The 12,438-nt window shown below is 41.8% G+C and carries 12 protein-coding genes; 2 read left to right on the forward strand and 10 right to left on the reverse strand.

Annotated elements, in window-relative coordinates:
* Positions 1-48: 48 nt before the first annotated feature.
* The 7 genes from AC1DUD_RS21070 to AC1DUD_RS21100 all read right to left on the reverse strand — a co-directional run bounded on the left by AC1DUD_RS21070 (position 49) and on the right by AC1DUD_RS21100 (position 7,803).
* Positions 49-1,533, reverse strand: a complete 1,485-nt coding sequence (locus tag AC1DUD_RS21070; RefSeq protein ID WP_477377993.1) for an oligosaccharide flippase family protein — start codon at positions 1,531-1,533, stop codon at positions 49-51.
* Positions 1,534-2,664 carry a glycosyltransferase gene (locus tag AC1DUD_RS21075; protein ID WP_477377995.1) on the reverse strand — a complete coding sequence of 377 codons (1,131 nt, stop codon included), beginning with the start codon at positions 2,662-2,664 and terminating at the stop codon, positions 1,534-1,536.
* 1 nt (position 2,665) lies between these two features.
* Positions 2,666-3,433: a class I SAM-dependent methyltransferase gene (locus AC1DUD_RS21080; protein WP_477377997.1), complete on the reverse strand. Its 768-nt coding sequence runs from the start codon at positions 3,431-3,433 to the stop codon at positions 2,666-2,668.
* Between the two features lie 56 nt (positions 3,434-3,489).
* Complete coding sequence (locus tag AC1DUD_RS21085; protein WP_477377999.1) at positions 3,490-4,173, reverse strand: class I SAM-dependent methyltransferase; 684 nt, start codon at positions 4,171-4,173, stop codon at positions 3,490-3,492.
* A 105-nt stretch (positions 4,174-4,278) separates the two neighbouring features.
* A complete protein-coding gene (locus AC1DUD_RS21090; RefSeq protein WP_477378001.1) occupies positions 4,279-5,310 on the reverse strand; it encodes a LamG-like jellyroll fold domain-containing protein in 1,032 nt (343 codons plus the stop codon).
* A gap of 118 nt (positions 5,311-5,428) precedes the next feature.
* On the reverse strand, positions 5,429-7,429 hold the full coding sequence (locus AC1DUD_RS21095; RefSeq protein WP_477378003.1) for a TonB family protein: 2,001 nt from the start codon (positions 7,427-7,429) through the stop codon (positions 5,429-5,431).
* Positions 7,430-7,431: 2 nt separating this feature from the next.
* Positions 7,432-7,803 (reverse strand): BlaI/MecI/CopY family transcriptional regulator, encoded by a 372-nt coding sequence (locus tag AC1DUD_RS21100; RefSeq protein ID WP_477378005.1) that lies wholly within the window; start codon positions 7,801-7,803, stop codon positions 7,432-7,434.
* Between the two features lie 157 nt (positions 7,804-7,960).
* On the opposite strand from AC1DUD_RS21100, the gene AC1DUD_RS21105 reads away from it, so the two are divergent.
* Together AC1DUD_RS21105 and AC1DUD_RS21110 are read left to right on the forward strand one after the other, a co-directional pair.
* Positions 7,961-9,364: an MBL fold metallo-hydrolase RNA specificity domain-containing protein gene (locus AC1DUD_RS21105; RefSeq protein ID WP_477378008.1), complete on the forward strand. Its 1,404-nt coding sequence runs from the start codon at positions 7,961-7,963 to the stop codon at positions 9,362-9,364.
* A gap of 195 nt (positions 9,365-9,559) precedes the next feature.
* Positions 9,560-9,808, forward strand: coding sequence for a GIY-YIG nuclease family protein (locus AC1DUD_RS21110; RefSeq protein ID WP_477378010.1), 249 nt, complete (start codon positions 9,560-9,562; stop codon positions 9,806-9,808).
* A gap of 231 nt (positions 9,809-10,039) precedes the next feature.
* Here AC1DUD_RS21110 and AC1DUD_RS21115 read toward each other — a convergent pair whose 3' ends face one another.
* From AC1DUD_RS21115 to AC1DUD_RS21125, 3 genes are all read right to left on the reverse strand, one after another.
* Complete coding sequence (locus AC1DUD_RS21115; RefSeq protein WP_477378012.1) at positions 10,040-10,894, reverse strand: NAD(P)-dependent oxidoreductase; 855 nt, start codon at positions 10,892-10,894, stop codon at positions 10,040-10,042.
* Positions 10,895-10,952: 58 nt separating this feature from the next.
* Positions 10,953-11,726: an SDR family NAD(P)-dependent oxidoreductase gene (locus AC1DUD_RS21120; RefSeq protein ID WP_477378014.1), complete on the reverse strand. Its 774-nt coding sequence runs from the start codon at positions 11,724-11,726 to the stop codon at positions 10,953-10,955.
* A gap of 93 nt (positions 11,727-11,819) precedes the next feature.
* Entirely contained in the window at positions 11,820-12,392 is a 573-nt protein-coding gene (locus AC1DUD_RS21125; protein WP_477378017.1) for a Crp/Fnr family transcriptional regulator, read from the reverse strand.
* Between the last annotated feature and the right edge of the window lie 46 nt (positions 12,393-12,438).

Consider the following 12,438-nt stretch of genomic DNA (forward strand, 5'->3'; position numbering starts at 1 on the left):
GCAATATTGTGACAGTTTAGGATAGTTTAGCAATCAATGCAGCCTGATTCATATCTTTTTTAGGATGCGATCAAATATAAGATTAATATCTTCTGAAATTTTTAAAACATACGCAAAAAACACATAAACCACACCGATAATACCCGAACGGTAAACCATATCCAGAAACACATTTTTTAACGGCGGAAGGTAAAGGCCTATAAGCAAACAAACCGTAAATATCAACAATATATAAAGATGGGCTTTTGCAAAAGGCTGCAGGTTAAACTTAATTTTAATAAACAACCAATAGGCAAAATTTAGTACAAACATGGTGATTAGGTAAGATAAAGCAGCCCCCATCATTCCCATCAGTGGTATTAAGATCCAGTTTGATACCACACAAAGTACCACCGCCGAGACAATAAAAACAGTGGTAAGCCTGTAATATTTGGATACATTCATGATATAGCCGTTTAAGCCTCCTGTCATATCAACCAAAAACGCTACACCTACTACAATAAACACGTTGAAATAAGGGGCATAATCATGTTTGTGCAATAACATGACGATAAACTGCCTGTTGATAACCAGGCCTATAAACAGCAGGCATCCGATAAGCATCTGTACCACTGATGTTTTATAATATATCTTGCCGATCTTTGCGAGATCATTGGTAACCCAGGCTTGGGCTATAATCTGCAACGATGTACGGCTCAATGCCTTGGCCGGTAAACTTATAACCACTGCTATGGCAAAAAACGTGGCATAAATTCCCACAAAAGTAAACGACTGCTTGGTAAGCAGGCTCAGCATCAGGGTATCAAGATTCTGGATCATTACGAATGAACTGCCGCTTAACACGGTAAAAATACCATAACTGAGAAATGTTTTTCGTTCACTCACTAATTGGGCACCAACGGCCGAAAACTTAAAATGCCGGCCTTTAGCAATATAGGCAAGCAATACTAACATAGCTATGAAGTTAGCCGCTATGTATATCAGCAAAAAAACATGGTAATCAACCAGCTTAATCGCTATCAATAAAACCCCGGCAGTTGAGAACAAACGCAGCCCTACTTCCCGTAAAAAAGAGGAGAGCACATTTTTAAATACGGTAAGTGCCATATTTTCCAACACGGAAAACACCAGTGTAAAAAACGACAATGGAATGAGGTAGTAAAAATATTTGATAAGCAGCGGGGCACCATCTTTATCCTTATAATAACTGATGATGGCATCTTTAAACATTACAAAAAGCAGGGTAAAAATCACAAAACCAATCAGGCTCCAAACAGCAACAAAAGATGCAAAACCGCCATGCTTTTTATCGTCGGTACGGTAGTAAGGAAAATATTTAAGAATGATATTACCGATCCCTAATCCTGCAAACTGGGCATAAAGCAATGAGATGGTTCCCATTAAAGAAAAAAAACCGATCTCTTCGATGGTAAGGATCCGCTGAAAAAGAATGATAAGATTAAAAAAACCAAGGGCCACCCCAGCGTACAATATGAGGCTGTTAAAAAATCCCTGTTTTTGTAATAGGTTCATTTAGTTTTTATTGCTGATGCTGCTTTGAATAACGCTGTCAAGCAAAGCGATGCGCATGTGAATATCATAATTAGCAACCATATGGCTGCGTGCGGCTTTACCCATTTGTATTGCTAAATCAACAGAATCTGCCAGGGTAATCATGCGTTCAGCCATTCCGGCTATATCGTACTCGTCAACCAAAAAACCAGTCTCGCCATCAATAACAGCTTCCTTTATTCCTGAATGGCGGGTTGAAACCACCGGCAGGCCTGATGATGACGCTTCGAGTACTGTAACCGGCGTACCTTCTTTATCGCCATTGGCAGCTGTAACCGAGTGCTGTATAAATGCCCGCATGGTTTTCATTAATGCCCGGATCTCTTCCGGCTTTAACACCCCGGCAAGGGTAATCTGCTCATTAAGTCCAAGCTCAGCAATCAGCGCCTGGGTTTCATCAAACAGCGGACCACCACCAACCATCCAAAGCCTGGCATCGGGATGCTGTTCCTGTACAATTTTAAATGCCTTAACCAATGATTGAGGAGATTTTTTTTCAACAAAACGCCCAACAAACAAAAAATCCTTAGCTGAAGCGGAGATATCAAGTAAAGGAAAAGCAGCAGTATCCACACCGCAAGAGGCAGTAAACACTTTATCGGCAGGAGCACCCATTTCTTTTAACGTAGCTGACATATCAACAGATACAGCAATAAAAGCACTTGCATATTTAAATGCCTCTTGATAAAGCCGCGCATAAGCAGCAACCGTGTCACGATGATAAACATCAGCCCCATGAAAATGGATGATTAAAGGTACACCAGCCATTTTACATGCTTCTGTAACCGATGCGCCAACCATGCCGTATTCGGCAAATACGGCATCTATTTTCTGTTCTTTGAGATATTTGTATAGGGCACGTGTACGTACCTTGATATCTTTCTTTTTAAAAATTCGCTTTTGGATAAGATAACTCAGCAAACCCAGCTTTGAGCGGATCAGCGTTTTCCCCTCATGATCATAAACAGGGAAAGCACCGCCATATAATACCTTTTTATTACCGGCCAGGCCATCAATATGCGCCTGTATAAAGGTTTCGGAAAAAGCAGATTTATTGGGCTTTATGATGCATAAGTTATACGACCCGCTCATATCAACCTAACTTTTTACGAACATAATACCTGCGGAAGAAGCTGCCTAATTTATATTTAGCCTTATTGAAGATCCTCCGGCTGCGTTGTGACGCAGTTACCGGTTTAGGATGAAAGAATGCAGCTTCGAAATCGTCATTTTTTTCAAGTACGATGTGCGCATAGTCGCCTACGTTCCACACGTTTTTAAGTTCGTACAAAATCACTTCGGTACCGGTATCCGCTGCCAGCTTACCAATAACATCAAAAGAAATATGTTCGTCGACCGGCTGCATGGTTTCCGGCTTATTAACCAACGACCATTTTAGGTTAGTTGGCGTAGGTACCGTTAAAATGATCCGGCCTTTATTACGTAATATTTTTGCCAATGCGGCATGAACGGCAGGCCTGTCTGTAACGGCTATGTGTTCATACACATCCATGAAAATAATAAGATCAAACTGCTCATTAAAAGTATCCGGGGTAAGGATACTTTCTTTAAAATTGAGGTTGCTGTCACCAAAAAGTTTTTGGGCAATCTGTATAGACATGGTACTGATATCGATACCTGTAATAATAGCATCAGGCCAGTATTTGCGCATTCTTGAGCAGATATTTCCCATACCACAACCGACCTCTAAAATGCGGGCCGGTTTTGATGGCGTAAAACTCTTAATGGTCTCCCAGCCAAATTCAATGCGGGGATTAACTACAATGTAATCATTAAGCTTGTTTTTAACGTGCTCATCATAATAAGACACTACATTTTCGCGGTTCGGATTTCCAGTCATTACAGATATAGAGTATAAAAAGCTATGCTTTGCAGATACAAAGTTAATAAATAATATTAAAGGGGCTTTTGAGCAACTATTACATAGATAGCGCCATCGCGGTCGCGCTGCGCCTGCGTGTTTATTTTATTGAACAAGCCAATCATAGCCTGCATTACCAGCGCAAAAGGGGGAATCAAAAATTTAGGCATCTTAATAGAAATAGCATCCTGAAACAGTTGCAAACCACTTGCGGCCAAACCCATGATACCATAAAAGGAGTTGATTTTAAAACCTTCTGCTTCTATAGTTTTACGAAGACCCGCGCTTGTCCATCTCCAGTAATCATTTGGTGTAGGGTGATAAAACCAATATCCATGAGTAGTTATAATGGCCGAGCCGCCTGGTTTTAAAATACGCATGGCCTCCTGCAAATAACCGGATGGGGTATCCACATGTTCAAGTACCTGATTACTGAGCACAATATCGCAGTAATTGTCGGGCAGGGTTGTTTTACTGTCAAACCCTATATGATGCTCGGCCTTTGGGTTCATTTCAAGATCGATACCCAGATATTTACCTACCACAGGGTCAATCAATTCGCGGTAGGGCATATCGCCACAACCAAAGTCAGCAAGCAGCAAGGTTTTATTATCAGCAGTAAGTTGTTTTACTATTTCTATGGTTTTATCCCTTAATTGTGAAAGGGATACATAGCGCGTGTGAAAAACAGAGGGGTATAATCGGTCGTTACCTTTCATGCGGCTAATTTAGCAGTTTTACTTAGTTTTTCACCTGCATGTTTCAAAGCAGAACAGGTTTCATATGATGGGGAAACTTGTTCTGCTTTATTTATCACATTAATACTAATGCTTTGCGGTATAGAGCTTCTTGATCTCCTTAGCGGAAAGCGCCCTGTCATATAAACGCATATCATCCAATGCCCCTTTTAGGAAATACCCGGGCGATGGAACATCAGGATTATCTTTACCAATATAAACATCAGCAGTCACCGCAGGATTGGGTGAAGCAAAACCCTCAAAAATTATATTTTTTACTCCGTCAATGTACAATGACATAGTATGTATATCATAATTATATACTGTGGTTATCATGTGCCAGCCATTTAAAGCAACAGGTTGGGTAGTAAGTGTTGTTAAGCTACTGGTGCCTTCATGAAAGTTAAGCAAGCCCAAACCTCCCTGGCCGGTTGAAACGAAGTCGTTTCCTGTAATAGAAAAGTTCCATCCATTAGCCTCGCCTCCAATTCTTTTATCTATTATTTGCGTGCCAAAGGAAGCGTTATACTCATCCAGTTTTACCCAATTAGTAATGGTAAAATCGGTATGAGATAGCCTAAGTGTTTGTTTGTCTTTAACAACTATATAACTGTTAAAACCGTTAAAATGATAAGCACTGTTGGCATTACCAAACCTATCGGCAACTTGTATCAAGTTATATCCAATACCATTATTGCCGTTACCGGATGCATCTGTTACATTAACACCAAAAGGGTAATAAGCTATAAGGCCAATTTTAAGGCTATCTTTAACCGTTATTGTGCAGCTTATTGATTTTGTTTTTTCCGCATTACTTACCGAAATTCTTGCATTTCCTTCATCCTTAGCTTCTATGCGGCCTAATTTGCTAACGGATATAACTGAAGTATCTGAGGATGTCCAAACCAACTTAGTGGTATCAAAATTTATAGGCCTAACCTTTACATCTAATTGTACCGCCTGGCCAGTATACATAGTTAGTGTATCACGTAAGGAAATTTCGGTGAGGGTTTTGGTGCTGTCAGTTACCGGTTTGGGTTGATCTGTAAGTTTTGTACATGAAGTGTGTGTAAAAGCAAATATTGCTACCAGCAATAATAGAGGGTAAATTTTTTTCATCTGATAAGGTTATAGTTTTCCAGCACGAAGATAAAATAAATCAACTATTTTATTCCAGATGATATTATAAAACTACGTTGCTATCGGCGCATGGGCTTATCCTTGCATTAAATTCCTATCAATTACCATTTGCAGGCGCTGCTGCCGCCTTTTTCTTCGCGGCAGTTTTTGTAGTAACCAATACAACACCATTTGCCGCTTTTTCGCCATAAATGGCTACAGCAGTTTTATCTTTTAACACATTTATTTGTTCAATATCGTTCGGATTAATTTTATCGAGCGATGATCCCTGCGCCAGGGCTACCCCATCGATAATAATTAAAGGCGCCGATTTACTATTATACCCATCACCAAGGATTATATGGGATTTTGTGGTGTCAGTAATCACTCTGCCAGTATAAATTACCTGATTGACGTTAGATGGATTTGCCACAGCCCCGGTTTTGTTTTCGCCGGGTTTTGCCGGTTTACTTTCGGCAAGCGAAAAGCTTATAGGAACAGAATATTGTACCTTTACTTTTTTCCCGTTTTGTATGCCCGGTTTCCAGGCCGGCGATATGCCAAGCACCCTTACCGCTTCTTCGTCGCAACCTGAACCTATCCCCCTTAAAACCTTCATATCTGAAAGCGAGCCATCTTTTTCAACAACAAAAGTTATGATCACCCTGCCCTGAACATTATTATCGCGGGCAACTTTTGGGTATTTAACGTTGGTTGCCAGAAACTTGCCAAATGCCTCTATCCCACCTGGAAATTCCGGCACTTGCTCAACCGATGTGAACACAGGGTCAGAACCGGATTGAGCTGAAGCTATTGAGAATGTTGGCCTGATAGTTTTAGTGGTGTCGGCGTTAGCAGCAAGCGCAAAATTGATCGGTACAGAATACTGCACCCTTACCGGGCGATTGCCCTGCATCCCCGGCTTCCAATGTGGTGATAATTTCATCACGCGCAAAGCTTCATTGTCCAGATCATTGGTGATACCCCTTACAATTCTTTCGTTTGAAAGCGAGCCGTCCCTTTCAACAACAAAAGTAATGATCACCCTTCCCTGGATCTTTTGCTCCCGGGCAGACGCCGGGTATTTGATATTAGTGGCCAGAAATTTGCCGAAAGCTTCCAGTCCGCCCGGAAACTCAGGCACACGTTCAACCGCAGTATATACCGGTGTGGTATCCCCCCCGGCAACCTGCCTTTCATCAACTTTTGGCGGTTCATCAATAGTTATTTCGGTAACCTTACTTGCCGGGGTCGAAAAAACCTTATCCGCTTTGGTGTTAATGACAGAAATGGTATTACTGTTATTAATAGTTGCCGACGATAGCACCATCATCAAGATAAACAATGGAGCCGAAAGCCCGTATTTAACAAGTGCCATACGGTGCGATTTATTTTTTTGTAGCATGATGATACGTTCTTTTAATAAGCTTTTGTTAAAAAATGAATTAACAAGATCATGAGAAGGAGTATGAAATGTTTGGCTCAAAAGCAGCATGGCGTAATCGGCTTTATCAGTACCGGCATCAACAGCGTGCCTGTCGGCTATAAACTCGTGAATATGTTTTATTGCCCGGCGATAAAAGTACACTATCGGGTTAAACCAGTTGATGATCATCACCAGCTCAACCAGCAGCACATCTGCCGAATGCCATTGTTTGGCATGAACATCTTCATGCGTTGCTATTGCTTCATTGGCTTCGCCATCGGCATTCAGTTTTACCTTTTTGAAAAAGGAGTAGGACACATCAGATACAGGCTCGCTAATCACCTGCTTCAATTTAAACAGTTGCCATACCAGTCTTCCTGATAAAAAAACAATACCTGTAAGATATAGCACCAGTAACACCTGCCCTATGCTAACAGCTGATTCTTCTATCGGCTTAAAATTATAAACCAGCACCGGGCTACTGTACAAAGTATATTTAACCTGTTGCGTAATAAACAGGTTTTGCACCCAATTAGCCTGCATAACCGGGATCATAAATGATAACAGTGCGGCGCTTACCAGGTAAAGCCTGTTAAGCTGAAAAAAGGTTTCCTTACGAAGCAACAGTACATAAAACCCGTAAAACAGCAACAGGTATATGTTTACCAGTAATAAATATTGCCACCAGCTCATAACTATTTTTCTTTTAGTTTTTCAATCAGTTTCATGATCTCATCGGCCTCTTTCAGGTCGATCTTTTCCTTATTCACAAAAAATGAAAGCATCCGGTTAACAGAATTGTCAAAATAGCCGCTAAGCAATTTATCGGCGGCAAAATTCTGATACTGCTCCTTACTGATCACCGGGTGATACTCGTGACTTTTGCCAAACGCGGTATGACCAACAAAACCTTTGGTTTCCAGGATGCGGATAATAGTCGACACGGTATTATAAGCGGGCTTGGGCTCGGGCAACTGGTCGATAACGTCTTTAACATACCCTTTTTTCAACTGCCAGAGCACTTGCATGATCTGCTCTTCGGCGCGGGTTAACTCTTTAATTTCCATGTGCGTACTTTAAATATTAATACCTCGTGTATTAATGCGTTTAATTGGTTAAACTAAGGTAAGAGATGTATTTTATATTTACAACTAAATTTTTAGTTATTAATTTCTTAAACTTTAAATGAGCATATTCGTTGTGATACTTCATACCATATTATAAATGAATATAACCTTCCATGGTGCTGCCCGTAACGTAACCGGCAGCAAACATTTACTCCGTTTAACCGATGGCACCAGCATATTATTAGACTGCGGCATGTTTCAGGGACTGGGCGAACAAACCGAAGAAATGAACGAGCACTTCGGGTTTAACCCCAAAGGCGTTACCCACATGATCCTGTCGCACGCACATATTGACCACTGCGGTTTGATTCCGCGACTGGTTGCTGAAGGTTTTGATAGAAATATATATTGCACCTCCGCCACGATGGACCTGACCCGGATCCTGCTGCTTGATTCGGCCAAAATCCAAACACAGGATATTGAATATGATAATAAGCACCGCGCCCGTAAAGGCCTGCCCCTGCTTACCCCCTTATATACCGAAGATGATGTAATGGAGGCGCTGCGCCTGTTTAAAATTGTTGAATATGGGGAAGAATTTGTAACTACTCCTGAAGTGAAATTTAACTTTACCGATGCGGGGCATATTTTGGGAAGCGCAGCAGTACACATCACTGCAACCGAAAACGGGAAGGACACGCATATTACTTTTAGCGGTGATGTTGGCCGCTACGGCGATCTGCTGCTGAAAAGTCCGCAAACTTTTGAGCAGGCCGATTATATCCTGCTCGAATCAACCTATGGAGATTCGCTGCATAAAGAGCTTGGCCCAATTGAGGAGTCATTATTGGAGATCATTAAACAAACCTGTGAAGTAAAAAATGGCAAGGTGATTATCCCGGCGTTTAGTGTTGGCCGCACACAAGAATTACTGTATGCTTTAAACAGCCTTGAGCTGAAAGGCACGCTCCCCGATATTCCTTATTATGTAGATAGCCCCTTATCGGAAAAGGCAACCCAGGTACTGATGAACCACCCGGAGGTTTATAACAAAAACGTGCAGGAGGTTTTAAAAACTGATGCCAATCCTTTTGGGTTTAAAGGCCTGCGCTTTATTGAAAGCGTGGAGGAATCAAAAGCGCTGAATGATGATCCGCGACCGTGTGTTATCATCTCGTCATCGGGCATGGCCGAAGCCGGGCGGGTAAAACATCACATCAAAAACAATATCAACAACCAAAAGAACACTATATTAATGGTGGGCTACGCGGAACCAAATTCATTAGGCGGCAGGTTAATGCGGGGCGATCATGAAGTACACATCTTTGGTGAAATGTACGAGGTCAAGGCCGAAGTCCGCTCCATCAAATCAATGAGTGCCCACGGCGATTACGACGACCTGCTCCATTTCCTGGCCTGCCAGGACCCAGCGTTAGTGAAAACGGTATTCCTTGTTCACGGCGAGTATGATGTACAGCAGCATTTTGCTGGGAAGCTAAAGGAACACGGGTTCAATCATATTGAGATCCCCTATCAACATCAGAAGATAAATTTGGAGTAACAGGTTTTAACAAATAACACAAAAGTAAAAAATGTCATTTCGATAGAGCATGGGGAGGTATGAGCGCTGCGCGAAAGAGAAATCTTATACGCTATGCAAATCCATTTTACATAATCTGCCAAACGCTGCTTATGATTCCTCTGTATATCTATGGAAATGACAATCTTCCTATTACAAAATATCTACCTCTAAAACATGTGGAATCGTAATTATTACGTCTATATCACCACCAATCCGGGAAAAACCGTGTTGTATATCGGGGTTACCAATGATATAAGTGTAAGGGTTTTACAACATCTCGAAAATAAAGGAACCAACAATTCTTTCACGGGCAGATACTACTGTTACCATTTAGTTTACTACGAACACTTTACTCATATTGAACATGCCATAGCCCGGGAAAAGGAGATCAAAAAATGCGACGGGAAAAGAAAATTGCTTTAATTGAATCTACTAACCCCAATTGGACTTTTTTAAATAACAGTGTAATAGAATAATATTAACGCCCAGTAATTAGGATCAAATGGCAAGATCTAAGTGTTGACAGTAAAAAATCTTATACGAGATATAATGTATCTTAGCATCTCGTATAAGATTTCTCTTCAGCGCCACCGCATATTCCTCTCCATGCTTCATCGAAATGACAAGGTGTTTTTACGGTATTGTTGATCTTTATTATTTCCCCACCTGCTTAATCACCGCAATAATATCCTCCTCACCAAAAGCGGCTTCAGCATCCTGGTAGGTTTGATAAGCGGTTTCACCAAGCGGAGTAGTCAAACCAAGATCTTTTGCCAGACGCAGATCTTTAGCGATATGTTTTAAGGCAAACGCTGCGTTATAATTATTGTTAACAATGGCGTCACCTTTTATTTTGATGAATGGACTGCCTAATGCGCTGTTACCGATCAGCGTGGTTAGCGCTTCGGCAGTAATGCCGTTTTGTTGGGCAAGTGTTACTGTTTCGGCGAGACCTTGTGCAACAATACCGAGCAGGGTATTGATAGCCAGTTTGGCTATATTTCCTGCACCAGTATCACCTACCAGCATAACCAGTTTGCCCAGTTTCTCAAGGATAGGTTTGGCCTGTTCAAATGCACCGGGCTCACCGCCAACCATAATAACTAACATCGCATCTTCCGCTTGTTTTACACTGCCGGATACCGGAGCATCCAGGTAATGATTGCCTTGTTCCTTACAAGCAGCTGCCACCTCCTTGCTGATTGCCGGAGAAACGGTGCTCATGTTAATGATTATCTTACCGCTCACTTTTGAAGCCAGCAAACCTTCATTGCCGTAAAAAATATCATTGATAGCCTTATCGTCTGACACCATTATAAAAATAACATCAGCATCGCTTAATAATAAAGCGGGGGACGCCGCTGTACCAATACCCTGCGCTTTAAAAGCTGCTTCTTTATCCTTGCTCCGGTTGAAAACACTAAGCGGATACCCGGCTTTGATCAATTGCTGCGACATGGGGATCCCCATTTTACCCAAACCTATCCAGCCTGTTTTAACTGTATTCATAGTAGCTATTTTGTTTTTGATTTATATAGATTTTATTGATACCTATTTCCGAATCCCATCAAACCGGAAATTTTATTCCTGAGATCCCTTCGCATTGAGCATTAAAGCGATCCTGAACCGTAGAATCAGAGGCTGCGGGATGAACAGAACGCAGCTTTTTATGGTAGAAATACTTCCCGCTTACCAGCACATCAGGCTCATTACCTGTAGCCAGCCATACCTGCGTTTTCGGGGCATCCGCCAAACTATCCGGGGCACTTGGGCCGCCCATTTTGGTTGCCACCCAACCCGGTTCCAGTGCATTTGAGTATACATCGGGCCATTTACGGGCAGCGTAAAAAGCCAGGATCACGTTATGCAATTTTGAGTCAGCATAAGCCATGTAGCCATTCCAGCTGCGGACGTTCCATTCCAGGTCGCGCAGTGTAGCATCGCCATCTTTATGCAAACCCGAACTGATGTATACAAGGCGCTTTGGCTTATTGATAAGACAGGTAAGGATATAGGGAGAAAGGCTGTTGATAGCAAACACATGCGGCAGACCGTCAACCGTCGCAATTCTTCTTGTTTCCTCATACCCAATTGCAGCATTGTGAATCACTGCATCAAATAAGCCGAGTTTATTTACCTGCTCCGCAACTTTTATAGTTTCTGCAATGGTGGACAAGTCTCCGGTAACTACGGTTTCAGCCCCGGGCACAGCGGCTAATGCCTCTTTTGCCCGGTTAGCATTACGGGCATGCAGTACCACAATATGGCCATCTTTGATTAATAACTGTGCAGCCATTCGCCCTAATCCATCGGCCGAACCTGTTATAAATATTCTTGACATGCTATTCTGTTTTAATTGTCCAACAAAGTTCGGCAGCAGATTGCTCCCGGCATTTAACAAATGGTAAGAAACGCAGTTTGTTTAAGTTTAGCCTTAGCGGATATTTTTACGGATCCTACTTAACGACTGAGGTGTTACACCCAGGTACGATGCAACATCAGTTAATGGTACCCTCATTGCCACTTCGGGCTGTCGTTCCAAAAACAGCTGGTAACGCTCAGACGAATCATGGCCAAGATAGACATTGCGGGTCTTTATCTTTTCCAACAGGGTATGCTGCGAGATCTGATCGATCATTTCTTTAAGATAAGGCAGCTTTTCATATAAAGCCAGCAAATTATTTTTACTAATAGCCAACAGTTCTGTATCGCAGGCCGCCTGGATACTTTCTTCGGCAATCATGTTATTATTGAAACTGTACAGGATGGTGCAAAACTGGTTGTCTTTTAAAAAGAAATAGGTAACCTCATTTCCCTTATCATTTTGCGCCATAATACGCAACACACCATTGGTAATAAAAAACAGCTGCCTTGCCACATGCCCCAGTGGTAAAAGTGTATCCCCCTCTTTAAACTTCATAGGCTCAAAAGCTTTCACAATGAGTTCCTGATCATCAACCGGGATAGGTTTTAATTGCTGTAAGCGGGCAATGAGTTGCTGTTGCATGATGCAAATATCAGGTAAAATTACAATTAAAAACGTCATTGCGAGG

The organism is Mucilaginibacter sp. P4_A11, assembly GCF_056402535.1.